Source organism: Alteromonas sp. 1_MG-2023 (genome assembly GCF_030547075.1).
Lineage (GTDB): Bacteria > Pseudomonadota > Gammaproteobacteria > Enterobacterales > Alteromonadaceae > Alteromonas.
On sequence record NZ_JAUOQH010000010.1, the window covers coordinates 139,197 to 164,791 of the forward strand.

Sequence of the window (25,595 nt, forward strand, 5' to 3'; positions counted from 1 at the left end):
TAAAAGAGCATGTTACTTGATGAGTAAAATCTCTCCCCCGTTTTCTATAACTACAAGCGCACTCAATGCGCTTGTTTTCTTTGTGACTTTTTCGTTTTCTTTCTCCGTTTATTCAGCGAATAACGAAGACTATGAAAAGGGGAAGGCTTCCTTCGCACAAAAGGAATACAAAGAGGCATTTATTCATGCCAAGAATTCGCTTAAAGCTGCTCCAGACTATTTACCCGCACAGATATTATTAGCGCAGTTGTATCAGGTTAACGGTATGTTTACCCAAGCAGATGCTGCATTTCAAGCTGCCTATGATGCAGGGGGTGATGCTGGACTTATTTTTGAACCTTGGGGCGAGGTAATGCTTCGCTTAGGTGAGAGTGAGCGCATCCTCGCTCTTGATTTTGATTCAACTTTTCCTGCTGAAGCGTTAATAAACTGGCATACAATCCGTGCTAAAGCGTGCATACAGCAATCTCGGATGTTGTGCGCTAAGTATGAATATGACCAACTCTTGACACGCGCTGCTGACAATCCAAAAGGCCTCAACGGATTGGCATTATTAGCGATACTTGAGCGTCGTTTTAAAGAAGCTGAATCCCTATTAGTGAAGTCTATGGCGCAAAGTGATACCCAAGCGCAAACTTGGTGGCTAAAGGGGCAACTGGCAACAGAACGTCGAGAATATGCGCAAGCTCAGACGTTTTACAGCCAAGCGTTCTTGCTGTCTCCCAATAATCCAACCATGGCGCGTAGTTTAATTGATGCTTACATTTCTTCTTCTGACTTTGATGCAGCGCTTTTAATCACTGAAGATTTGTTGTTACAAACTGAAGGCGATCTATATGTATTGTTCGTCAATAGTTGGCTGACTAGCCAGGTTGAATCGTTAGCTGTTATCAGGCCTCAGTTAGAGCAAATTGCTACTCAGTTAGCCAATGTAGATGACGTAATGTTGCACACCGACCCCGCACTTTATTACCTCCGGGGTATGGTGGCGTTGATGCAGAAAAATTACGAAACGGCGCGGGATAATTTCCTCAGTTATGCCAAGCATACGGAAGAAGATGTACAAACGGCGATATTGCTAGCAAGCACGAACATTGCGCTTGGGGATAAGAAATCAGCAATGTCAGCTTTGCAGCCTCATGCAGAAACATTAATAGACAACAATATAGATCAAGCCTTAATGCTCGGAACGCTTTTTCTTGAGAACAAGCAAAATTTTGCAGCAGTAAACTTATTGAATAAGTTGAAAGAAGCATATCCAAATAACGTTAACGTCGCTTTATATGCGGTGCAAGTCGCGTTAAGTCGTGGGAAAGCAGTTCAAAGCAATGCGCAACTGTCTAGCTTAAAGGAACGCTACCCCGAAAACCGGCAAGTACTGATGACCTATGCGTTACATCACCTTAATAGCGGGAACTCGGCACTGGCTAGTGAAGCAATTACGCTTCTGATAGCACGCTTCCCAGATGATGTATCGATTCAAAATATGTATGCCGCACAACTCATTATTGATAAGCAGTACGAAAAAGCACAAGAGGTTCTTGATAAGGTACTTATACATTCACCGAGGTTGTTCGCAGCACGCTATAATCAGGCAACCTTATTGTTCCAACGTAATGAGCTTGATGAGGCTAGAGAAATATTACTCTCCCTATCCGCATTACGTCCTGAACATTTACAAGTTGCTTTTCAATTGGCCAAAATTGATTTCCAAATGGGTAATCTTCAAGCCGCCATTTCAGGCTTTGGTAAAATATTAGTATCCAATGGTGCAGCGGCACCATCTAGCGTTACCTTTGCGGCAGTAGCCGCATATGCGCAAATGGGTGACTACAAGAGTGCTATAGACTTGCTGAGAAAGTTGTTAGCGAATGAACCTGGAAACCAAGTTGCGTTAGTGCAACTGGCAGGGTTTTATGTAAAAGTAAGAGATAAGCAACAAGCGTTGACTACACTTAAAAAGATGGATGTTATCCCGTCGCTTTCTATTAATACACGACTTGCGCAAGTCGCCCTTTGGACAGCATTAGGTGAGCAACTCAAAGCGTTAGAGGCCATGAAACGCACACATGAGTTGGTGCCAGATGATAAAAATATCCATTTACAGCTGGTGAAGTTGATGCTTGTTTCTGGAGAATTGAAAGCTGCCGCGACTTCTCTTGAAATGCTCGAAAGGGATTTTCCTAACGATCCCTTAGTAATCTTCAAACAAGGGGAACTAGCACAAGCGAAAGGGCTACTAGATAAGGCCTATGAGTATTTCGAAAGCGTTTTAGCACTTGATGCGAACTTTGACTTGGCCCTAGCAAAACTGTATTCAATTAGCGTTAAAACGCAAAGTTTTGAACGCTTGCTGTCTCGTTTAGATAGCATAGTAAAGCAAGAGCCAACGCGTTACTTTCCTCGCAATTTACTTGCCCAGTATCACTATTATTATGGCGATAGAACTCAGGCCATTGGCCACTATCAGCAATTACTTGGTCTTGTTGATGATAATAGCAGGTATGCGATGTTGAATCGGTTAGCTATTTTGCACTTCCCCACGAATACTAGCCAAAGTTTCGTTTATGCAAAAGAAGCGTATGAGCTTGCGCCGAAAAACGCAGATGTGTTGCATTCTTATGGATGGAGCTTAGCGCTTAACGGACGTTACAAAGAAAGCTTACCTATTCTAAGAGATGCCTCGGCAAGGGATGCGTCGTCACCATCACTTAAATACCATTTAGCCGTTACACTTTATAAATTAGGTAACTTTGATGAGGCCGAGCGAATTCTAACGTCGTTACTTACCGTCGAAGAATATTTTGATACTCGCCCACAAGCCGAAGCATTGCGTGAAGAAATTAAGCGTTCAGGTGAGATCTGAGGAAATCACTCACCTCTGGCCATAGCGACTGACATTTTCTAGAGAAAAACTTCATGTGGCCTATCTCTGCAAGATTATGGTCGTTGGGCTCGATTAAACGAATTTCTGCCTCTAGCGCAGGAAAGACGCTAATCATATCTTCAACGTTTGACAGGTTGGCAATATCATCATCCCTGGCTAACAACCATTTAGATGGCAGGCGTATTTCATCATACCAGTGCTTCAGTACTTCTTTACCAAAGGCCTCCTTCACGTAACCTTGGCCATTACACCACTTTTGCCACTGCCTGCTAACGCCTTTAGGTAAAGGCTCACCCATGCCGACTAAGTGAGACTTTGTGTGTCCGAAAAGTAAGTTGTTCAAGGGGATATAAACATTCATGAAAAAGTGCGCTTTTAGCAAATAGCCAGCTCGCATGTTACGCAAACTACCCGATGAGCTACCAAAGTTACAAAATGCAGTAAGATCATTCACGTTAGGCATTAGCCCTAAAAGTTGCCCGCCTGCACTATGACCGACTAAAAAGTATTGAGTCTTGGGAAAATGCATTTTTAAGGTTTCTAATACTCCGGGCATATCTTGCTGCCCCCAAGTTACCAAAGAGGCTTTACTGTGTTTAATCTTACCTTTTAACGATTCAGCAATACCGCGGTTATCGAATGTGATCACACCAAATCCCTGTTCACAGAGGTAGTTAGCAAACGCTGTGTAAAACTGACGCTTAATACCTGTGGCGGGCGCTATCATGACTGCGCCTTTAACGGCGTGTTCGGGGGCGTAGAGTGTTGCGGTTAAGTGAGTACTGTCTTCACAGGTGACGCTAATATCTTTGGGCATGGATCTTTCCCCTCCTCTCTGGTCATACCAGTAAAGCGGGAGTGGGGTGAAAATGCAAGAGAATGGCCATTTAAAATTATTATAGTGTGCTATTCAATTGGAATTGAAACATGCTCGAGCGATTATTGAATCGCAGATTTTCCAACGGTAATCGCTTTGCTCATGCCTTGCCAAGCTTCAATTGGGGCGGGTTTACCATACAAGTACCCTTGGAAAAGAGTGAACCCCATATCTATAAGCAGGTTAAGTTGTGCTTGGGTTTCTACACCCTCTGCAATAGTTTGCATATCAAGGCTTTTTGCTAATTCTAGGGTCATCTGAACAATCTTTCGATGGCGCTCTGAGCTATCTATACGGTCGATAAACTCTCTATCTACTTTCAATACTGATGCAGACATATCAATAAGTTGAGAGAGTGACGCGTGGCCAGTACCGAAGTCATCTATAATAATAGTAGCGCCAACATTGGCTAATGAAGTTAGCCTGCGTTTCGTTTCTTGGTGGCTGGCCAATACCGATGTTTCCGTTAACTCAAGCTTCAGCCGTTCTCGTAGAAATTGGCTTTCAGAATAGCGGCGAAGCAATTTCTCATAAAACAAATCGCTGAGTAATTCAGGGCCTGATAAATTTATGGCAACAGGTACCGGTGGTATATCGCTTGGCCAGTTTTCTATCAACTCAATGGTGTTATCAAGAATCTTCTGTGTGAAGAGGATATGCCAATTGTTTTTTTCGATAACCGGAAGAAATTGGTAAGGCTGAAGTATTTTGCCATCTTCATCGTCTTTAAGCCGTGCAAGTGCTTCAAACCCAACAATTGTATTGTTAATTGAAACCTGGGGTTGTAGCCACAGCGCCAAACAGCGATTGTCGAGTAAGCGCTTCACTTTGTCTCTGTGCTGGGTATCTTTTCGAATTAGCTTTACCACATTACAATCAAACTGACTGAAATTACTGTTGCTACTCGCTTGGCTCAAGGCTATCGCACAAGACTCAGCAACGCTACTGGGTGATTGTGCTTTACTCACGTAAACAAACCCGCCAACCCAAATTAGCGGTTGTGTTAGGAGCTCTGAATTGTCTTTAATTTGAATAGTGCTAGGCAGTTTGTCTTTAAGCCACACATTGAAATCTGTCGATTTCTCTTGCTCTAGCTGGCATGAAACTAGAAATTTAGCGCCAGGTAAACGGTACATGAGTGTGGAAGAGGGGAGCGCATTTTGTATTTGCATCGCACATTGTGCTAATGCTTTATCTCCCTGTGAGTAGCCGTACTGCAAATTGATGTCACGCAAATTTGCAAGCTTAAGCATTACGGTATGGGTATTGGCGGAAATCGGTTGGTTAACACTGCTATTCCAATAATGATGATTCCGTAGACCGGTTAGTTCGTCATAATAGTGCTTTTCGAAATGTTGGCGCTTAAATGCGTCGAACTTGCGGCCATTCTCTGTAATTTCAGATACATCAAAACAATGGATTAACTGCTTTTTATGGTGCTGAAGGCTCGCTGATTGCAGCTCGAAGGTTGCGTGAGGGTTACCGGTCAAATGCGTTTTATGGCGTTGGCCTGCACTAAGCGGTTCATGCAATTCAAATAACTGCTCAATATAATTACATGGTGCGGGTAATTGGTTAATGAGCTTTCGCGCACTTTTATTGGCTTGTAATATTTTGCCTTGCTGGTCGCAGAACAGTGACGGTGTGCCACCATTATTAAATATCTCTTGATACCGACTTACTAACTTTTCCATTTTTTTCGTTTGTTTTAAATTTAACGATGACTGACTTTCCAATGATGTCATAACTCGAATAACGGCCATGGGAAGGCAAAAATTGAAAAACATAAAAATTAGTGAGCTTAGGTAGGTATGGGTTTCAGGTAAGGTAATGTCGATACCAAAAAGCGGCGCTATTGGCTGATTTCTTATTAATAACGCAAATGGAATAAGGTTTAAGAACATGCCAATAATGGCTGCCTTGTTCCCATAAAACAGTCGTAAAAAAATGGGCAGGGTAAAGAAAAATAATAATCCATAGCGGGCAGACGCAATATCAATGGTGAAGAAAAGTATACATAGCCCCGCCATCACTATGGTCAGGGTGAGGCTCGCTGATGCCAGCTTGATCTGGCCTTTGCGTAAACCCAATGTAACGTAAAGCAATGCGGAAAAACCGATGGTGAGATATAAGACATAATACATGCCTTGTTGATAGGCCGCGTATGAAGAGTGAAGCACGATAGCAGATGTTAAGGTAACACCGATAAGAAGAACAATCCGCAGCACACTAAGCTTCCATATGTCGGCGTCTGGCGCGCGGACATTGTCAGCATCAAGAAGCAGGTAACGTTTGAGTAAAGTACTGCAACGATTAAACAAAACATATAACCGAGTAATTATTCTGCCGACAACGTTATATCAGCCGTGATGGTTTGTCGAGTGGAATATGATGAAATGTCTATACTTATTAACAAGTTATTCATGTTATTAACAAGCGGCGCGTTATAAAGTTATAACGCGCTGAATACCGATTAGATGTGGAAGCTAGATAATGAGACTAAACACTAAGGTTGAATATCGAGGCCCAATATCGAGACTGAATATCGAAGCTAAATATTGAGCGTAAACACTTTTGAGTTGCGCTGGAAATTATAAAGCTCTTTTTTCACTTCTGGCAGAGCACTAATATCAGCATGCTCGAAGCCTTGCTCTAAGAACCAATGCGCAGTGACTGTGGTAAGTACAAATACACGATTAATATCAGCTTCGCGAGCACGTATTTTTACTTCATCCAAAATACGCTCACCACGATTTTTACCGCGATAATCTGGATGTGTAGCCACACAAGCTAATTCAGCGCAGCCATCTTCTGGGTAAAGGTAAAGTGCAGCACAAGCGATAATCATGCCGTCGCGAACAATCACAATAAACTGATTAATTTCACTTTCTAAGCGTTCACGAGAGCGTTTTACCAATACACCGCTTTCTTCTAAGGGCTTAATTAGTTTTAAAATACCACCTACATCGTCGATTGTTGCTGCACGAAGCTGTTCATAATGATGCTCCATTACTAGCGAGCCAGTACCATCACGTGTGAATAGCTCTTGCAGCAACGCACCGTCTTTTTCGTAGCTTATACAGTGCGCTCGAGGCACACCGGCAGCTACGCTGGTGGTTAACGCCTTTAATACGGTATCTTCGGTAGTAATATTGCCACTTAAAATAAGCTGTTCTAACTGAGGGCGTTCTATGGTGCGAAGTAACTTATCTTCGCTATTATAGATACCGTCATAGTTAGAAAATACAATAAGCTTATCGGCTTTAAGGGCAATGGCAGCTTGGGTAGCTACATCTTCATGAGAAAGATTAAATACCTCACCCGTTGCGGAATATCCCATAGGGGAAAGCAGCACGATTGAGCCATCATTTAAATGATCGTTAATACCAACCGTGTCGATACGACGAACCATACCGGTATTCTCATAATCAATACCGTTTCTAACACCCATAGGTTTAGCAACAACTAAGTTACCCGAGCACACACGAATTTGAGCGCCGTGCATAGGTGAGTTAGGTAACCCCATGGTAAGCAAAGCTTCAACTTGGGCACGTACAGAGCCTGCCGCGTCTTTAACGCATTCAAGAGTTTGCTTATCGGTAATACGCACGCCGTTTTCAAAGCGACCTTCAATATTCCGAAGGGCAACACGCTGATCGATTTGCGGGCGTGCACCATGCACCACCACTACTCGAACACCTAGGGTGTTCAGTAGGGCAATATCATGAATGATATTGGGAAGGTTAGGATGTTCAATGGCTTCGCCACCGAACATCAACACAAAGGTTTTTCCCTGATGGGCATTAATATACGGCAATGAGCTTCTAAAAAGCTTAACGCCGTCATGATGTGCAAGCACCATGTTTATTACCCTTGCTTATCTAGGTTTTCTAGCTCTTGATACAGTGCTTTAGTCACTGTTTCTTTGCTAGTGCCACCTAATATGTTGCGTTGGTTCACGCCGTACTCTAATTGCAATACGGTATAAACATCGTCTTCAATTTTATCGCATACCGCTTGTAGGCTTGCCAAAGGCAAGTCTTCAATCGCGCAACCTGCTTCAATGGCTTCTAGTACCACTTTACCGGCAATATCATGACCTGTTCTAAACGGAATACCTTTACCTACTAAGTAGTCGGCAAGTTCAGTGGCATTGGCAAAGCCTTGTGTGGCAGCTTCGCGGCAACGGTCTTCATTTAGTTGCAATGAATCAAGTACTTCGGTAGCAATACACAAGCAAATGTGCCATTGGTTTACCGTGTCGATAGCGCCTTCTTTGTCTTCTTGCATATCTTTATTGTACGCAAGAGGAAGGCCCTTCATTGTCACAAGCAAGGCTTGAAGTGAACCGAATACACGGCCACATTTACCACGCATAAGTTCTAATGCATCGGGGTTTTTCTTTTGCGGCATTAGCGACGAACCAGAGGTTACGCTATCGCCAAGCTGCAAGAAGCCTGCTTCACCCGAGTTATAAAAAATCATGTCTTCAGCGACGCGAGACAAATGCATCATGCTGGTGCTGGCAACAAACAAAAGCTCTAATACGAAGTCTCTGTCTGAAACCGCATCAAGGCTGTTTAAGCACGGAGAGTCGAAGCCTAACTCTTCAGCAATAGCGTGGCGGTCAACAGGGTAGGTTGTACCCGCTAATGCGCCAGAGCCAAGAGGGCACTGGTTCATGCGTACTTTTAAGTCATCTAAGCGGCTTAAGTCGCGCTTAAACATTTCAACATACGCTAAGCACCAGTGTGCAAAGTGAATAGGCTGAGCACGTTGCAAGTGGGTGTAACCAGGAATAATCGCTTCCTGGTGACGACTTGCGGCATTAAGGAGTGAGCGAATAACGGCAACAACATCACTACGAAGTGAAGCTATATGCTCACGTACCCACAATCTAAAATCTGTAGCTACCTGATCGTTACGGCTACGGCCCGTATGTAATTTACGGCCAATATCACCAAGCTGTTCAATAAGTGCAGACTCAACAAAACTATGAATGTCTTCTTCGCTAGACGCGTTAAAGTCTAGCTCACCTGCGTCAGCTTTCGCTTTTAAGTCGCTAAGTGCACCTTCAAGTTGTGCTTGTTCGTCTGTGGTCAGCACGCCTGCTTTTTGCAGTGCACGAGACCAGCTAATAGAGCCTTGAATATCTTGGCTTGCCATCACTTGGTCAAACGGCAACGAATCGTTAACCTGCTTGAACATGCTACTAGCGCCTGATTCGAATCGACCACCCCACAATGCCATGTGTTACCCCTTAACCTTGGTTTTTCAATGCAGAAATACGACTTGAAAGACTGAACAGGCGAATAAAGCCTTCAGCGTGTTTTTGGTCGTAAACATCATCTGCACCAAAGGTAGCAAAATCTTCAGAGTAAAGGCTGTTCGGTGAACGACGTTGAGTAACGGTCGCCTGACCTTTATAAAGCTTCACTACGATGTCGCCAGTCACTTTCTTAGCGAAAGATTCAGCGCCCGCTAGCAAGGCATCGTTTAAGGCTGTGAACCAACGGCCGTCGTACATTACGTGCGAGAACTCAAGGCCAATTTGCTCGCGGTATTTAAGCGCAGCTTTATCAAGCACCATCGTTTCAAGGGCTTTGTAAGCTTTAAGCATTACCGTGCCTCCTGGTGTTTCATAACAACCACGAGACTTCATGCCAACCAAACGGTTTTCAACAATATCGATACGGCCAACACCATGTGCAGCAGCAACGGTGTTTAACTTAACTAATGCTTGGTAAGGCGATAATGCTTCACCGTCAACGTGAGTAAGTTCACCTTCGTTAAATGAAAGCGTCACGCGCTCTGGTGCATCAGGTGCATCTTCTGGGTCAACCGTCATAGTCCAGATTTGCTTAGTAGGCTCTTGCCATGGATCTTCTAATTCCCCACCTTCGTGAGAAATATGCCATGCGTTTGCATCGCGGCTGTAAATTTTAGTAGCAGAAGCAGTGGTTTCGATATTACGTTCAGCCAAGTAAGCTAATAGGTCTTCACGAGATACCATGTCCCACTCACGCCATGGCGCAATAACCGTAAGCTGTGGTGCAAGGGCCGCAAAAGTACTTTCAAAACGTACTTGGTCGTTACCTTTACCGGTACAACCGTGACAAAGTGCATCTGCACCTACTTTAAGGGCAATCTCTACCTGTGCTTTGGCAATAACAGGGCGGGCCATCGACGTACCAAGTAGGTATTCACCTTCATAAACCGCACCGGTTTTAATGGTAGGGTAGATGTATTCGCGTACGAACTCTTCTTTCAAGTCAACGATGTGACATTCGCTAGCACCAGAAGCAATAGCTTTCTCGTGTAAGCCTTCAAGCTCTTCGTCACCTTGGCCAACATCGGCCGCAAAGGCAACAACTTCACAGTCGTAGTTTTCTTTAAGCCATGGAATGATGGCTGAAGTGTCAAGGCCGCCTGAATAGGCGAGTACGATTTTCTTAACGTTTTGCATCTAAAAGAGTCCTCTTAGGCACTTAATAATTGAGTGAGAATGGCGTTTTGGCCATGCATTCTATTTTCGGCTTGCTGCATTAACAACGATTTATCGCTATCAATCAATGAACCGGTAATTTCTAGGTCGCGGTGAGCAGGTTGGCAATGCATAACAAAGCTAGCTCCAGTTGCGTCCATAAGCGCTTCATTTACCTGATATGGCATGAACTTCGCTTTGATTTCTTCTAGTGGCGTATCGTCACCCATAGATAACCAGGTATCAGCGTAGATGACATCTGCGCCATTTGCAGCGTCAACGTTATGGCTTTCAACAATAGTCGCGCCGGTTTGCTCGGCAAGCTTTTTAGCATGCGCAACAATCTCGGCATCACATTCGTGACCTTCAGGGGTAACTACCACTTGGTTACAGCCTAATAACGCGCCCGCTATTAATAGCGAGTGAGTAACGTTATTGCCATCACCAATGTACGCCATGGTAATACCTTGGGTCTTACCAAAGCGTTCAAATACGGTAAGGTAATCGGCTAATGCCTGGCATGGGTGATATTTATCGCACAATGCGTTAACGACAGGCACTTTAGACGCAGCAGAAAACTGCTCTAAGGTGTTGTGAGAAAAAACACGTGCCACAATAGCGTCAGCCCAACACGCCAAGTTTGCAGCCATATCCACGGCATCTTCACGGCCCGCTAGCTTGCCACTTTGACTATCTAAATACACCATGTGGCCGCCTAAACGGTTAATACCAATATCGAAGCTTACACGGGTACGCAAAGACGGCTTTTCAAACAAGGCAACTACCGATTTTCCGGCCAATACATTGCTGTAGCTTGAAGGTGATTGTTTAATTTCAACAGCCAAATCCAACAACTTGTGCATTGCGTCCGGTGTCCAATTGGAAAAAGTCAGTAGATCTTGTTTCATAATGCGTCTCCTAGTACGCCATCAGGTACTTGCGAAGTAGGTAGAACTCGCGTGCCCGTTTTTTTATTTAAAATGTCAGTAATATCAGCCGTCCAGCTAGCGATGTAAACAGGGTGACCGAGGGTGTTTGCAGACTGTAATGCAGCATCTACTTTAACTTTCATACCATCGGTAATAACACCTGCTTGCGCATATTCGGCAATCGTGTCTTGTGTAAGTTCATCAATTAGCTGCTTATCGGCATCTAATACGCCATCGACGTTAGATAGCAATAAGAGCTCAGCATCGAGCAGTTCGGCAACAACAGTAGCGGCTTGGTCTGCGTTTATATTCAACAAACGGCCTTCGGGGCTACTGCCTATAGAGCTTATAATTGGTAATGTAGCTTGCGCTAATGCACTTTTAAGAAACGCGGCATCGGAAGTGCTAGGAATGCCCACAGCACCATATTTTTCAGCCATCGGTTGGCACACTACCATATTGCCATCAAGTAAAGAAAGACCGACTGGCGTTAATCCTGAGGCAATCGCCGCAGCACATAATTGTTTGTTTGCTGCGCCCGCTAATGCACCGCAGATATACGGCATATGCTCGTCAGGCGTTACCCGTAAGCCATCAATTTTTGTACTCGCCAGGCCTAAACTTGCCATTAAGGTTTCAACCAAAGGGCCACCGCCATGAACTACAGCAACGGGGCGGTTTTCGCTGACTTGCTTAATGCTAACAAAGAGTTTTTGCATTGCGGCAGCGTCATCAAGTAACGCGCCGCCTACTTTAATTACAACCGGTGAACTGTTCATTATTGCACGAGTCCTGTTTCAACGGGCTGCGCAGTTATTATGTTTACACATTGAATAGCTTGCGACGCAGCACCTTTCATCACGTTGTCGATAGCAGCAGTAATCACTGCATACCCAGACATTTCATCAAGCTTCCAATGTAAATCAACAAATGGCGTGTGCGCCACATCGTCAATTTTGGGGAAACTTGAGCGTAATCTTACTAAAGGCGCATTGTTATAAGCGTTATGAAAGGCGTTGTCTAGCGCAGCACTGGTAGTACCTGCTTTCACTTTAACGGTAACCGTAGCAAGTATGCCCCGCTTAAAGTTACCTAAATGAGGAGTGAAAATGACCGGTGTATCTAAATAGGCTTCAATTTCTGGTGTATGACGATGGCCAAGTACGCCATAAGCTTGCAAGCTTACTTCATAGAAACTGGACGTTAGGCTGGCTTTTCTACCCGCTCCCGATACGCCTGAAACAGCATTGATCACAGGGCGAACGGCTTCATCTAATAAATCATTAGCAGCCAATGGTTTCAATGCAGATAAGCTGGCCGTAGGGTAACAGCCTGGTACGGCAATAATATCCGCTTGTGCAATAGCTTCTTCGTACCATTCCGCTAACCCGTATACCGCATTTTTTAAGCTATCTTCTGCAGTGTGCGGGAAACCATAAAACTGTTCGAAAACTTCGGTGTTTTTAATTCTAAACGCACCAGATAAATCTAAAATTTTCGCTTTGCCCGCAGACAAGGTTTCCATCCAATCATGACTGGCTTCATGAGGCGTAGCCAACAACACAAAATCCATCTCCGTTGCGAGCTCGACTAGTATGTCATTACTAATAGGGGTCAGAGAATAGTTCAGGTGGGCTAGGTTGCCATGCAGCGCTGAAATGTTTTTACCTGCATCCGCACTGTTTTCAGATACGAAAGTACCTTCAAGCGATAAAGCAGGATGTTGATGAACTAATTGAACTAGCTGTGCCCCGGTGTAACCACTGGCACCAATAATCGATACGTTATACATAATGAGAAATTCAATAAATGGAGAAAAAAATCACTTTTTACCTTTATAAACTGATTTGGCGAAATTCATTGCCTAACCGCTACCACATTACAAAGGTAAAAAGTGTGCTACCGAAAAAGCATATTCGCAGACATTCGTCGTCGCAAGCAATGCAATGTGCAGCTATCCAGGGGAGAGGTTAACTCATTGACGTTCCCAGTATTGCTACCACGAACGAGAGTTGGTTGTGTCATCAGTGCTTCCTGTGTCTGTTTCAACCCTAAATTGGGGTAGACGCCTTAACCGTGGCCTAGTTTACTTATATGGAATATTTATGCAATAAAAATGTATAAATATTTTAAGTTTTTTTGAGTTTATGCACTTTCAATTAATACCGCGATAAGCTTTTGCACTATAGTAATCACTGAGATATGACATAAAGTTGACAATTGTGACTAAAAACTGAATATTTATACTAATTACCGCATAAATCGGCGATGATACCGATTAACCTGGTTAAATAATAAGACAGTTGGAATTTCTAAGTATGAGTAAACTAACCATTGCGCTGGTGGCCCACGACCATAAAAAGTCTGAATTACTGGCATGGGTACAAAATCACATTGAAATTATGAAGCAGTGTGACCTAGTGGCGACTGGCACTACGGGTGGATTGATCAGTGATGAAACAGGACTGGAAGTCAGACGCTATAAAAGTGGTCCGTTAGGCGGCGATCAGCAAATTGGCGCGTTAATCGCTGAAAACAGGCTTGATGCGTTGTTCTTCTTTTGGGATCCATTAAATGCAGCACCACACGACCCTGATGTTCGCGCTTTATTGCGGTTATGCTCAGTATGGAACGTGCCTGTAGCGTGCACGCCAGCCACGGCCGACCTAGTAGTTACATCACCACTATTCTTATCGCCGGACTATAAGCCGGTTAAGCCTAACTTTTAAGTGCAGCGGCGGTAACCGCCGCTTCTTCTCCCACCGCAGATTTCAACGCAGTATCTGTTACACACTTATTGCGAGCAACCATTAGTCCCCCACGCTTCGGCGAACAAACTCATATACGTCACCTGCGGCATTTGTTGAAATATCTTCAGAGGTTTCATCCGTCGACGCTGTTTCTTCATTTGCGTCGGCAGTGGTATTGCCATTAATTATCTGCTTGCCTACATCCCACAAATTATTTGAAATGCTTTTTCCGGTGAGTCCTTCAACAGTAAGGTCGACGGCGTTATAAAGTAAACCGCCCATGCCACCATATAAGAAGCTACCCGCCATACTTGATGCTGCTGCAATATGACTAGATGTTGTTGCTTCATAAATATCAGAAATAATAGGTAAGTGATTTACAATATTTAAGGTGTCAAAACCATCTTGTAAGCCTAATCCGTCTTCCCCGAATGCAGATGTCATCATGCCACCGAATAAGGAGCTTGTGGCAGTATCTGTTGCACTACTTTCGACGTCTACGGTAGACGATGTGGTATCACTACTAGCCGTATCTGTCGCAGTATCGGTTGATGAACCGGTCGCTGCTGCTGTCAGTGCAGCAAATACGTTGTTTTGCAGGGCACCAAGTAATTGGTTCTGCATTAGGCTGATGGCGTCATCGGTAACAAGGTTAGACAGCAAACTGGTATCAAGCACGCTTGAGCTAATACTGCTATCACTGTCAGTGGTTGTACTTGATTCCGAGACTTCCGCCGTTTCATCGTTACTAGCTTCTTCATTTGATAACAAAGCGGCAAACAAAGACGGCAAAGACTGGCTACTCGTTGCCGCTTCTTCTGCCGTATTTGTGGTGGAAGTTTCCCCGCTAAACGGTGTTGATGAAAGCAACGAATTTAGCGTGCTTTGTGTAGTGGTTTCAATGGCCATAACTCCCCCATACCCGCAGGCATATCATTGTTTTGTAAAGGTTTTGCAAAGTTACTAAAGAACGTATTTCGTATGGAAATTATTCGTTTAAACTTGCTCCTGTTCGGGTCATGGATGGCACTCAATTAGTATTATTTTTTATTTCCTTCAGAGCACACTATGAAAAATCGATGCCAGAAAGTATTTCTTGCCTTAATCTTTACAATGACCGGTTGCGCTCAAACGGTTTCACAAGAAGAAGAAGTGGTGGCAAGCAGCCCAACTAATCCTAAGGTAGAGCAACGTGCAGTAACGCCGGTATCTGATGAGCCATCACCTGGCGATCCGAATTATTCTCCACCACGGGCATATCCTGTTGAACAAGTGCGCATACCTAGCGGATCTTTGTTTAATCCAGAGCTTGCCATGGGATTGTATCAACGCCATAGCACGTACAAAGTGGGCGATATGATATTGATCAAACTGGATGAAACTACTCAGTCTGAAAAGTCATTGGATTACAATCAAGACAAAAACAGCACCTTTGATATAGAGCCACTGACCTTGCGGGTTGGGGGAATTCAAATTGAAGGGGATGATTTAGAACTAGACCACGAACAGGACAGCGAATTTACAAGTTCAGCCCAATCAAGCCAGTCAAATTCATTGCAAGGTAGCATTACGGTTTACGTTACCGCTATTACCCCGGCTGGAAATCTCCTAGTAACAGGAGAGAAATGGATAACCATGAACAAAGGTAAAGAGTACATTCGTTTTTCGGGTGAAGTGCGCAAACAAGATGTGGATGAAAGCAACACTGTTGCGTCTTCTAAGGTCGGGAATGCGCTTATTGAATACAGCGGTACTGGTGATTTACAAGAGAACCAAGAGCGCTCTGTAATTGACAAACTGTTCGCGATATTTGATTAAAAGGTAAATGTAATGAAAGGCTATCTGCGTCTTGGTGTAGCGATATTTTCTGTATGGCATGGTTCGGCCTTTGCTATATGGGTACAAGGGGAGGCGAGTCTCAACTTTACCGGAGCAGATTTAGACTCGGTACGCCCTACGGTGATTAAAAATGCAATTGCTGATGCGTCTTATAAAAGCGGAAGTGTTATTGCGGCAGAAGATGTTCTTATCAATGGGCTAATACTTAGCAGTAAAGCCGAACTTCGAACTGCTGGCCGTATACAGCGGGTCGAAATCATCAGTGAAAACGTACAAGATAACGTTTTATCCGTTGTGGTAAATGTAAATTTAACCCCATTGTTCGATTGTGAACCCAACCGTTTTCAAAAGCGCTTGTTGGTAACGCACTTTGCATTACTCGATTCAAGACAAGCCGCAACGGGGGGAATTTATAATATTGGCAAACACATCACGCAGCGATTTTCACAGCAGCTAAAGAACACCGCAGATACGCCTAATGTTATGCAAATAGCACAAGCCATGACCAGCGCAGATATGTGGTCAGCCGATGCACTCTCAGGATTAGAATTACAGCAAAAATCCACTTACTTGCGTGACACCTATGGGCAGCAATTCGCCTTGTTTGGCTACATCAAAGATGTGAGCCTGTTCGAGCAAGTAGAGCAAAGTGAGTCATTTTTTGATAGTGATGAAGTAGCAGTTAGACGAAACTTCACCCTTCAAGTATTTGTGTTAGACACCTTCAGACAACGTATTATCTATAACGATAGTTATCACAGCGAAGCTGATTGGGCGTTTGAAAATAGCTACCAAGTGGATACTAACAACAGCTTGTTTTGGCGCAGTGAATACGGGCGCATGGTGCTGAATACGGTGAATGCAGCGGTAACCGATATCTCGGCTGCCATAACCTGTGAGCCAACCTTTGCCCGTGTGGTCAACACCAGTAATCAGCAGTTAATCGTCGATTTAGGTCTTGCTCAAGGTATTCGCGAAGGCGACAGTTTTCAGTTGTATAAGCAGCAGTCGTTACCTGTATTGTTGTCTCCCACTAAAAGCGTAATGCTTCCGGTGGAAGACGGTCTTTTCGATATTTCACACTTAGGCGATGAGGTGAGTGTGTTGAAAGCTGAGGGCGCAGAATCGGCGGTGCACTTATACGACATAGTTTCTCCGGTACAAAAAAAAGACGCAAACTAAAAGTTTGCGTCTTTGCTTACGTTCCATGTTGTTATCTGTTTTTAGCCATTCGCTTTAGCTATCTGTAAGCTTTAGCTATCTGTAAATAACCGGCGAAGCTCGTCATCTTCTTCTCGCCTTTGTTCCAACTCGGCTTGTTGCGCGTCGGTAAGTACGTCAAACACGGCTTGCATATGGCGAATCTCTTTTGTACCAGCGTTAATGATGTCTTCTTTATATTCGGCGTAAAGGGCATCCCATGCAGATTCAGAGAAATTTCCACTTCGCACGAGCGCTTGCTCCGCGTTTTTAAACGCATCCATAGTGGATTTATGCTGAAAACGGGTTTCACGGTAAGTCTCGTTTAAGGATTCAAGTGTTGCTAATTGCTCGTCTGACAGTTGAAGATCTTCAAACGGCAGGCGAGGGCCTCTAAGCGGCATAGGGCGCATAGGTTTGCCACCGCTGGTGCTAAAACGTTTGTCGTCGCGCATACGTTTGTTGTCGAGCATGGTGTTTTGTTCGGCTTCAAGCTCGATTAGCACGATGCGTTGCGATTCTGAAAGGAGGTTGTAAATCTCACTACGAAGTTGGGCAATGGCAAAATGATGCGCTTGTTGCGTCAACACTTTTGCTTCAACAAGGGCGCGAATATCAGTGTCGTTTAAACTATCAATTTCAGGCCTTTTTGATGGCCTTCCTCCAGGCATTTCTGGAGGCGTTTTATTTTCTTTAAACGCGGCGATCAGTGCTTTAACTTCTTCTTTTTGTTCTGAAGTTAGCGATAATCGGCCTAAGGTTTTAACCATTTCCATCCCAGGAGGATGGCTAGGCATTCTAGGGCCTTGTGGGGCCGCATTTACAGTGTGAGTAAGGGTAAATGTGGTTGCTAATAACCCAGCAATAATTATTGTTCTCATGGGCGTCTCCGTTGTATTCGCACAAAAGAAGCTTACTATTTCTAGATGTAAAATTAGTCAAACCACTGTAAAGCTTGTGTAAAGGCTGAACCGAAAGCAGATTCTATTGGTCGGAAAGTTTATTATTTCTATCGTATGCATGTGGGAATAGCTAGGTAGCGGGTCATATAGTGAGTCATACCGCTACCGTTGTTAAAAAAACAGTGTGTAGTATTTAACTGTACTTGTCCTTCAATGCATTATACTTGGGTATCAGAAAGATGAATCAAGCCGTCGTAGGTTTCAAAAACATGAGTTCAGAGTTTCATTTACAGTCAATTCTTATTATCGATGATGATAATGAACTAACTGACATGCTAGCCACTTATCTGTCGAGTATGGGGTATCAGATTCACGTCAGCAATGATGGACAAGCGGGTTTAGCGGAAGCGACATCCGGTGGTCATTACGATCTTATCCTGCTAGATGTCATGATGCCTAAAATGGACGGCTTTGATGTACTTAAAAAATTAAGAGTCAGTCATGCAACGCCTGTACTTATGTTAACGGCTAGAGGCGACGACTACGACCGCATTCTTGGGTTAGAACTAGGGGCTGATGATTACCTACCTAAACCGTTTAATCATAGAGAGCTAGTGGCACGTATTAAAGCCATATTCCGCAGGTTAGCGCTGACCAACAGCGGCGGTACCATTGAACAAGACTTGGTTGTGAATGAGCTATTCTTAAGCACCAGCAGTCAGGTAGCGAAAGTGGGTGAAGTTGAAATGACGCTCACCAGTACAGAATTTTCAATTTTACGACTACTTATGCTAAACACAGGTAGCCGAGTAACCAAAGAAGAAATTAGTTTGAAGGTGTTAGGAAAGTCACTTCAAGCGTTTGATAGAAGTATCGATATGCACGTAAGTAACTTACGTAAGAAAATAGCTGCTATTAGTAATATCGAAAAGATTAAAACCATCCGCGGTGTGGGCTATATGTTGCTATCCGGTCAATGACGTTTATACGCAAATTAAACCCTGCCCGCGCCATTATGGGGCGCTTGTTTTTATGGTTTTGGGCCACCTTTATTGTTACCGCTGTACTTGCGGTATGGGGAAGTCGGTTTTTCTTTGAAGAACTTCAGGTAAAAACAGCATCTCCACAAGAAATTCAACAACTAGAGCGAGTGCTCAAAGGTATTACTAATGATCGCGCAAAACAAGTCCCTCTTCGGGCTGCTCTAGATAGAAATGGCCGGCCCGGACGAGGTAGGGCAATTGCCGTTGATGTTGACTCAGGTCGAATAATTGCCGCAGGTGGGCCGCCTTTACGTGAGGATGATAAGCGCGATATACAGCGAATAATCGACCAGAAAGTTCCTATTACACTAAATCGGGGCGCCCTAAAGATAACGGGCCCCATGTTATTTGAACGTGACGGTAAACGTTTTGCTTTGTTTTCTGCAAAATTAGAGCCTCTAGGAGAAAATGCTCCTCCCTTTCTCCTCTTTCTTTGTATCGCAATGGTGACCACGTTCTTGTTGTCATGGCTATTTGCGAAATCTCTTACCCGCCCAATTTTGCGAATTCAAAAGTCAGCCCGTTTATTATCAAATGGTAATTGGGAAACGCGTATTGATAACACGGACAAACGCCAAGATGAGTTAGGTCAGTTGGGAAGAGATTTCAACTCTATGGCTAACCAACTAGAAAAAATGTGGAGCGGTCAAAAACGCTTACTCGCTGATATATCTCACGAACTTCGTTCTCCACTCGCGAGATTACAGATGGCGCTGGGACTAGCACACCAGCAAAATGTAGACCCCGCATCGCTGGCGCGAATTGAACGAGAAGCAGAGCGAATGGAAGCTTTAGTTAGCCAATTGCTTGAACTGAGTCGCGCTGAAAATGGGGTAACCACTTTTTCGTCTTATTCATTATCACTGCTATTTCGCGATATTTTTACCGATGGACAGTTTGAAGCCGCCAACAGCAACAAAGCGCTAGATATTGACGAAATACCCAAGCTAACCGTAGCGGTCGATCATGTTTTACTTTGCCGTGCGGTAGAGAATGTTCTACGTAATGCCATCCGCCACAGCGCGCATTTAGTGACGGTTGAGTTTGAGGTAACGCAAACTCAGTGGGCCATTACAATTTGCGATGATGGTGAAGGTTTATCTAGCGAAGAGTGCGAACGGGTATTTGCCCCTTTTTATCGCGCGACTTTGGCACGTGAAAGGGCATCTGGCGGTGTTGGATTAGGCTTATCCATTGCAAAAGCTGCCGTAGAATTGCATCATGGCGCAATAAAAGCAGTGACAAGAGAAGAAGGTGGCCTAAGCGTCACACTTTCCTTCCCTCGTAAGTTAGAAGACACTTAACGCGCATAGCTTCGCATTGTCCTGTCGCGTTCAAGTCATCACTGCCTCATTATTCTATTAGGATGTATTTCTATGAGCTGGACGTTTACGTCAGAGCAAGACTTAGCCGCAACATTTGCCACTACTATAAACCCCTTTTGGCAAACTCACGTTAACCTAGGCGAGTTTGTAGGCAAAGATAACATCGATGTTCGTTACGCCTGGTGCGTACCAGAAAATTCCCGCTCTACTGTGGTAATAAGTTCAGGTCGTATTGAGTCGTACTTAAAATACAAAGAGCTCATTTTCGATTTATACCAAAATGGCTTTGCGGTTTTTATACTTGATCATCGCGGCCAAGGTTTATCTGGGCGTATGACCCACGACCCTCAACACGGTTACGTGGCAGACTTTACTGATTACGTCGATGACTTAATCACTTTTGTAAACGACATCGTTATACCGCGGCAAAAAGGTAAGTTACAGTTGCTTTGCCATTCCATGGGTGGTGCCATAGGCGCATTAACCCTGCTAAGAAACCCTAATTTATTCGACAAAGCCGTACTTGCTTCACCTATGTTTGGGGTTAAGCCTGCGCTGCCCAACTGGTTAGCCAATAGCCTTATTAGGGTAGGACTGAGTATCAATAAATGGAAGAAACGAGAGTCCGGTTACTTCTTTGGCCAAACGCCCTATATCGCTTTTCCTTATGCTCTGAATAAGCTTACGCATAGTAAAAACCGCTACAGCTTATTTCGTCAGCTATATGATGAAGAGCGCCAAATTCAACTGGGCGGGGTGACCACAGAATGGCTGTTAGCCGCTCAAATTGCCATGAATACGATTGAAGCTAATGCTGCCTCTATTACAACACCCTCGTTAGTTTTAAGCGCCGATGGAGATAGCATTATTGAGAATAAACGCCAGCGTCGAGTGGCAGCACACTTTCCTAACGCTCAAGTAGAAATTATTCCTGAAGCGTTTCACGAAGTACTCACAGAATCGGACGATATTCGTGATGCTGCACTTACTACTGTATTTGATTTTCTAAGCGAGTAAAATAGCGCGCATAACAACACATTAATGACAGCGAATAGGCTATAACTGCCTATTCGTCATATCGCCAGACAGCGTTTGTGGCAATTTAGCATTTCGACAGTGAGCCAGCATGTTAGACATCGTACTTTACCAGCCAGAAATTCCGCCCAATACCGGCAACATTATTCGCCTATGCGCCAATAGCGGCTTCATGCTGCATTTGATTGAGCCATTAGGGTTTGAGTGGGATGATAAGCGTGTACGTAGGGCAGGGTTGGACTATCACGAGTTTGCCCATGTTAAGCGCCATGCTTCGCTAGATGCTTATATTGAAAGTGAAAAACCGAGCCGAATCTTTGCTTGTACTACCAAAGGCAAAGCATTTCACAGCGATGCAGAATATAAGAAAGGCGATGCCTTATTGTTTGGGCCAGAAACCAGAGGCTTACCCGACGATGTGATTAATGCGTTGCCACCGGAACAACGGGTACGTATCCCTATGCTGCCAGATAGCAGAAGCATGAATTTATCGAATGCGGTATCGGTATTTGTGTATGAAAGCTGGCGCCAGTTAGGTTACGACGGCGCACGCTAAACATAAAAAACGCGCAGTGTTTGAAGCTGCGCGCTTTATCTATTTTGAATATCTTTTTTAATTAGGCTTCGTTTTTAAGGTCGCGACCAAGTAAGGTCAATGCGGCCTCTTTTGGCGATTTACCGTGATAAAGTACAGCGTAAATCTGCTCACAAATGGGCATTTCAACACCTACTTTATGCGACAACACATGCACTTCTTCTGTGTTGCGATAACCTTCTACCACTTGCCCAATCTCTTCAATCGCCGTATCGACAGATTTACCTTGACCTAAAGCTAAGCCGAATCGACGGTTACGTGACTGATTGTCGGTGCAGGTTAGTACTAAGTCACCAAGGCCAGCCATGCCCATAAAGGTTTCTGGTTGCGCACCTAGTTTTACGCCGAGGCGGGTAAGCTCTGCTAGACCACGCGTAATTAATGCTGTACGTGCATTGGCGCCGAAACCTAACCCATCGGCTAACCCAGCGCCTATGGCAATCACGTTTTTCACCGCACCGCCTAATTGTACGCCGGTGAAGTCAGGGTTTTTGTATACCCTAAACGATTTAGCGCAATGTAGCTTAGCGGCAAACTCGTCAGCAAAGGTTTCGTCAGTGGATGACAGCGAGATAGCGGTAGGCAAGCCAGCCACCATTTCTTTCGCAAATGTGGGGCCAGATAACACGGCCAGAGGATATGCAGTACCCAGAATTTCTTCTGCTACTTCTCGCAGCAAGCGGCCAGTTTTAGGCTCAAGCCCTTTAGTAGCCCAAATAATTCTATGAGTAGGCTGCAATAAAGGCTTAATACTGTTAAGCATTGCAGCAAAGCCGTGGCTTGGTACAACCACTAAAATATCTTGGCTAGCGGCTATTACGCTTTCTAAATCGGCATTTACATTCAATGCATTAGGAAACGTAGCACCTGGTAAGTAGCGGGCATTTTCTCTGCTAGAAGCCAGCGCTTCCATATGCTTTTCATCGCGTCCCCACAACAAAGTAGGGTTGCCATTTCTGGCTAAACAAAAAGCAAGGGCGGTGCCATAAGACCCCGCCCCTAGTACTGAAACCGAATTCGGGTTCATCATAATGATGCTTACGCGTCCATCTTAGGCGCTTCGCCTTGAACTTGCTGTGCACGTTTTTGAACGTAAGCAGCGAAGATAGCGTCGAAGTTAACTGGCGCTAAGTTCAGTGGAGGGAAAGTTCCACGGTTTACAAGGTTTGAAATCGTTTCACGAGCATATGGGAAAAGCATGTTCGGGCAGAATGAACCTAGCGTGTGAGCTTTGTTCTGATCAGGCATTTCACCAATGGCAAAAATACCGGCTTGTTGAACTTCACATAGGAACGCAGTTTCTTCGCCAAGCGTAGCGGTAACAGTTACTGACAACACCACTTCATAGACGTTTTCGTCTAGTTTGTTGGTGCTAGTGTCAATATCTAGCTTAATTTCTGGCTTCCACTCTTTAGTAAAGATAGCCGGCGCATTCGGCGACTCAAAAGAGATATCTTTAGTGTAGATACGTTGAATATTGAATTGAGGGGCTTGCGCTTGGTCGCCTACTGCGGCGCCATTTGTAGTCTGATTATCGTCAGCCATGATATTTCCTGTTTAATTATCGTTTTACTTTAATGTATTGCGTTGCTGTACGCGCTGACGCGTTATGCTAACCCAAGCATAGGATTTAGTTTTTGCTGTGCTTCTAAGGCCATCATGTCATCGCAGCCGCCTACGTGCTGATCATCGATGAATATCTGTGGCACTGTCCAGCCGCCATTCGCACGCTCAATCATTACGTCACGAAGTTCAGGTTGCACATCAATAGGGTATTCTTGAAACTCAACACCTTTTTGTGCAAGCAGTGCTTTCGCCCTATGGCAGTACGGGCAGTGCCCTTTGGTGTAAATTTCTACTTTACTCACTATGATCACCTATTATTTGGAAATTGGTAAACTGGCACTTTGCCATGCGTTCATGCCACCTTTAAGCACTTTCACATTAGTGAACCCTGCTTTTGACATTGCACCAGCTGTGCCACGAGCTTGATTGCCCATCGCGCATACAACGATAATGGGTTTATCTTTGCTGTTTTCAAGCTTAGCGAAGTTTTTCTCGCGTAATTCTTCCGGTTTTATTTGCTTAGCACCTAAAATATGCCCAGCCTTATAGTCTTTCGCCGCACGCATATCAAAGATAACGGCGTCGTCTTTATTCATTAATAAAGTGGCTTCGTGGGTAGTCACTTCTTTAATTGAAGATGTCCACACTGTGATGTAGCTAAACACCAACATGGCTACCAAAGCAACCCAAACTCCAGCAAGAACAATGTTGTTACTGGCAAACGCTATTAGCTGATCCATTACTTCTAACCTTGTCTACAGACCATAAAAAGAGTGCAAAGTATATAGAAAAACGGACGAGAAACCACCCTGCATTACTTCAGTAAGTATTGTAAATGCGCCCAGTACAATAGCTGCTTGATATTACAACCAAATTGCACTGGGATTTAATCTAGCCCTCAGATACACTGATACGCTAACTATCACCATGATTGTAGGCAAATTCTGCAATCTGTTTTTACCACCAATACACCGCTAAAGGCTGCTATTACCTTTTTATGTTTACTCAACGCTTTTGCTTACTTGTATGTTTACTTACTGCTTTTATTGGTACGAGCCTAGCTTCATTCACCGTGGCGGCGCAAGATGTCAGCCAAGAAAAATTGGCAGAACTACAAGTCGAACTTCGGGCTCGCCAGCAGGTTTTGAAAAACAATAAAGCCAGTGCCAAAGAGCTAGCAGAAGTGCTTAAAGTCTCAGAGCTTGAAATAGCAAAGGTGGCGAAAGCCCTAGCGCAAACCAAACAGCAATTAAATAGCGTACTAGCGGAAGAAGAAGCGTTAGCTGAAGAGCAAGAGGCATTAAAAGAAGCCATTCGTCAGCAACAGTCATTACTTTCAAGCCAATTGAAAAGTGCTTTTATGGCAGGGCATTACGATTACGCTAAAATGCTGTTTTATCAAGAAGACGCGCGCAACTTCGAACGTGTTATTACCTATTACCAATATTTAGCAAAAGCCCGTCAGCAAGAAATTACCCGTTTTAGAAATAACGTAGCTCGTCTTGAAGCGGTAACCGAAGAGTTGGCTGAAAAAGCGGAATCTCTACTAGCACTACGTAAAACTCAAGAAAATCAGCGCGGGGTGTTATTAACCCGACAAGACGATAGAAAACAAACCCTAGATAAACTCAATAAAACCATTGCTAACGAAAGCGGGCGAATTGCTACCTTACAAGCGAACGAAAAGGCCTTACTTGATGCTATTGAAGCGGCGCGAATTGCCGCCGAACGCGCGGCAGCACGGGCTAAAGTATCGTTAGATGGCTTAGCCAAGTTAAAGGGCAAATTAATTGCACCTGTCGAGGGTCATATTCGTAAGCTTTTTGGTAATCGTCGACAAGGCCAAGTGCGCTGGAAAGGGATTATTATTGATGGTTCAGAAGGCGAAGCAGTAAAAAGTGTAGCGTCGGGTAAAGTACTTTATGCCGATTGGCTTCGTGGTTTTGGCTTAGTGGCTATCGTTGATCATGGCGAAGGCTACATGAGTGTTTATGGTCATAACCAAGCGTTATTAAAACAAGCGGGCGATGACATTCTTTCAGGTGAAAGTATTGCCTTGGTAGGAAGAAGCGGTGGGCAAGATTATCCTAACTTGTATTTCGAAATACGCCATAAGGGAAAAGCATTAAATCCCACCGCTTGGTTTAACTAGTGCTACTTCAT

At 44.2% G+C, this 25,595-nt stretch carries 23 protein-coding genes; 9 read left to right on the top strand and 14 right to left on the bottom strand.

Annotated elements, in window-relative coordinates; translation table 11 throughout:
* Positions 1 to 19: 19 nt before the first annotated feature.
* On the top strand, positions 20 to 2,866 hold the full coding sequence (locus Q4561_RS12325; RefSeq protein ID WP_303460866.1) for a tetratricopeptide repeat protein: 2,847 nt from the start codon (positions 20 to 22) through the stop codon (positions 2,864 to 2,866).
* Here Q4561_RS12325 and Q4561_RS12330 read toward each other — a convergent pair.
* The 8 genes from Q4561_RS12330 to argC all read right to left on the bottom strand — a co-directional run bounded on the left by Q4561_RS12330 (position 2,844) and on the right by argC (position 12,969).
* Positions 2,844 to 3,704 carry an alpha/beta fold hydrolase gene (locus Q4561_RS12330; protein WP_303460804.1) on the bottom strand — a complete coding sequence of 287 codons (861 nt, stop codon included), beginning with the start codon at positions 3,702 to 3,704 and terminating at the stop codon, positions 2,844 to 2,846. The two genes, Q4561_RS12325 and Q4561_RS12330, sit on opposite strands and share 23 nt — an antisense overlap.
* 122 nt (positions 3,705 to 3,826) lie before the next feature.
* Positions 3,827 to 6,085 carry an EAL domain-containing protein gene (locus Q4561_RS12335; protein ID WP_303460807.1) on the bottom strand — a complete coding sequence of 753 codons (2,259 nt, stop codon included), beginning with the start codon at positions 6,083 to 6,085 and terminating at the stop codon, positions 3,827 to 3,829.
* Positions 6,086 to 6,315: 230 nt separating this feature from the next.
* Entirely contained in the window at positions 6,316 to 7,626 is a 1,311-nt protein-coding gene (argA, locus tag Q4561_RS12340) for an amino-acid N-acetyltransferase (protein ID WP_303460810.1), read from the bottom strand.
* A 5-nt stretch (positions 7,627 to 7,631) separates the two neighbouring features.
* A complete protein-coding gene (argH, locus tag Q4561_RS12345; RefSeq protein WP_061996926.1) occupies positions 7,632 to 9,014 on the bottom strand; it encodes an argininosuccinate lyase in 1,383 nt (460 codons plus the stop codon).
* Positions 9,015 to 9,024: 10 nt separating this feature from the next.
* Positions 9,025 to 10,230, bottom strand: coding sequence for an argininosuccinate synthase (locus Q4561_RS12350; protein ID WP_061093569.1), 1,206 nt, complete (start codon positions 10,228 to 10,230; stop codon positions 9,025 to 9,027).
* Between the two features lie 14 nt (positions 10,231 to 10,244).
* Positions 10,245 to 11,156, bottom strand: coding sequence for an ornithine carbamoyltransferase (locus Q4561_RS12355; protein ID WP_303460815.1), 912 nt, complete (start codon positions 11,154 to 11,156; stop codon positions 10,245 to 10,247).
* Positions 11,153 to 11,956, bottom strand: a complete 804-nt coding sequence (gene argB, locus Q4561_RS12360) for an acetylglutamate kinase (protein ID WP_303460818.1) — start codon at positions 11,954 to 11,956, stop codon at positions 11,153 to 11,155. The genes Q4561_RS12355 and argB overlap by 4 nt, the downstream gene beginning before the upstream one ends.
* The gene (gene argC, locus Q4561_RS12365) at positions 11,956 to 12,969 is read right to left on the bottom strand and encodes an N-acetyl-gamma-glutamyl-phosphate reductase (protein ID WP_303460820.1); all 1,014 of its coding nucleotides are present in this window, start codon (positions 12,967 to 12,969) and stop codon (positions 11,956 to 11,958) included. The genes argB and argC overlap by 1 nt, the downstream gene beginning before the upstream one ends.
* Before the next feature lie 526 nt (positions 12,970 to 13,495).
* Between argC and Q4561_RS12370 the strand changes: the two genes are divergently transcribed.
* Positions 13,496 to 13,906, top strand: coding sequence for a methylglyoxal synthase (locus tag Q4561_RS12370; protein ID WP_303460822.1), 411 nt, complete (start codon positions 13,496 to 13,498; stop codon positions 13,904 to 13,906).
* An 81-nt stretch (positions 13,907 to 13,987) separates the two neighbouring features.
* Here the strand turns inward: Q4561_RS12370 and Q4561_RS12375 are convergent, their stop codons facing one another.
* Complete coding sequence (locus Q4561_RS12375) at positions 13,988 to 14,836, bottom strand: hypothetical protein (protein ID WP_303460824.1); 849 nt, start codon at positions 14,834 to 14,836, stop codon at positions 13,988 to 13,990.
* A gap of 159 nt (positions 14,837 to 14,995) precedes the next feature.
* On the opposite strand from Q4561_RS12375, the gene Q4561_RS12380 reads away from it, so the two are divergent.
* Together Q4561_RS12380 and Q4561_RS12385 are read left to right on the top strand one after the other, a co-directional pair.
* On the top strand, positions 14,996 to 15,745 hold the full coding sequence (locus tag Q4561_RS12380; protein ID WP_303460826.1) for a flagellar basal body L-ring protein FlgH: 750 nt from the start codon (positions 14,996 to 14,998) through the stop codon (positions 15,743 to 15,745).
* Positions 15,746 to 15,757: 12 nt separating this feature from the next.
* Positions 15,758 to 16,948, top strand: a complete 1,191-nt coding sequence (locus Q4561_RS12385) for a flagella assembly protein FlgT middle domain-containing protein (RefSeq protein WP_303460827.1) — start codon at positions 15,758 to 15,760, stop codon at positions 16,946 to 16,948.
* A gap of 71 nt (positions 16,949 to 17,019) precedes the next feature.
* Here the strand turns inward: Q4561_RS12385 and Q4561_RS12390 are convergent, their stop codons facing one another.
* Positions 17,020 to 17,847 (bottom strand): Spy/CpxP family protein refolding chaperone, encoded by an 828-nt coding sequence (locus tag Q4561_RS12390; RefSeq protein ID WP_303460829.1) that lies wholly within the window; start codon positions 17,845 to 17,847, stop codon positions 17,020 to 17,022.
* 260 nt (positions 17,848 to 18,107) lie between these two features.
* Here Q4561_RS12390 and Q4561_RS12395 point away from each other — a divergent pair, with 260 nt between their 5' ends.
* From Q4561_RS12395 to trmL, 4 genes are all read left to right on the top strand, one after another.
* Positions 18,108 to 18,848, top strand: coding sequence for a response regulator transcription factor (locus Q4561_RS12395; protein ID WP_303460830.1), 741 nt, complete (start codon positions 18,108 to 18,110; stop codon positions 18,846 to 18,848).
* Positions 18,845 to 20,215, top strand: coding sequence for an ATP-binding protein (locus Q4561_RS12400; protein ID WP_303460832.1), 1,371 nt, complete (start codon positions 18,845 to 18,847; stop codon positions 20,213 to 20,215). The genes Q4561_RS12395 and Q4561_RS12400 overlap by 4 nt, the downstream gene beginning before the upstream one ends.
* Positions 20,216 to 20,287: 72 nt before the next feature.
* Complete coding sequence (locus Q4561_RS12405) at positions 20,288 to 21,253, top strand: alpha/beta fold hydrolase (protein WP_303460835.1); 966 nt, start codon at positions 20,288 to 20,290, stop codon at positions 21,251 to 21,253.
* A 109-nt stretch (positions 21,254 to 21,362) separates the two neighbouring features.
* On the top strand, positions 21,363 to 21,827 hold the full coding sequence (gene trmL, locus Q4561_RS12410) for a tRNA (uridine(34)/cytosine(34)/5-carboxymethylaminomethyluridine(34)-2'-O)-methyltransferase TrmL (protein WP_303460837.1): 465 nt from the start codon (positions 21,363 to 21,365) through the stop codon (positions 21,825 to 21,827).
* Between the two features lie 61 nt (positions 21,828 to 21,888).
* Here the strand turns inward: trmL and gpsA are convergent, their stop codons facing one another.
* From gpsA to Q4561_RS12430, 4 genes are all read right to left on the bottom strand, one after another.
* Positions 21,889 to 22,893 (bottom strand): NAD(P)H-dependent glycerol-3-phosphate dehydrogenase, encoded by a 1,005-nt coding sequence (gene gpsA / locus Q4561_RS12415; RefSeq protein ID WP_303460868.1) that lies wholly within the window; start codon positions 22,891 to 22,893, stop codon positions 21,889 to 21,891.
* An 11-nt stretch (positions 22,894 to 22,904) separates the two neighbouring features.
* Positions 22,905 to 23,411, bottom strand: a complete 507-nt coding sequence (gene secB / locus Q4561_RS12420) for a protein-export chaperone SecB (protein WP_303460839.1) — start codon at positions 23,409 to 23,411, stop codon at positions 22,905 to 22,907.
* A gap of 62 nt (positions 23,412 to 23,473) precedes the next feature.
* Complete coding sequence (gene grxC / locus Q4561_RS12425) at positions 23,474 to 23,734, bottom strand: glutaredoxin 3 (protein ID WP_303460840.1); 261 nt, start codon at positions 23,732 to 23,734, stop codon at positions 23,474 to 23,476.
* A 12-nt stretch (positions 23,735 to 23,746) separates the two neighbouring features.
* Positions 23,747 to 24,172 carry a rhodanese-like domain-containing protein gene (locus Q4561_RS12430; RefSeq protein ID WP_303460841.1) on the bottom strand — a complete coding sequence of 142 codons (426 nt, stop codon included), beginning with the start codon at positions 24,170 to 24,172 and terminating at the stop codon, positions 23,747 to 23,749.
* 257 nt (positions 24,173 to 24,429) lie between these two features.
* Here Q4561_RS12430 and Q4561_RS12435 point away from each other — a divergent pair, with 257 nt between their 5' ends.
* Entirely contained in the window at positions 24,430 to 25,584 is a 1,155-nt protein-coding gene (locus tag Q4561_RS12435) for a murein hydrolase activator EnvC (RefSeq protein WP_303460842.1), read from the top strand.
* Positions 25,585 to 25,595: the final 11 nt, after the last annotated feature.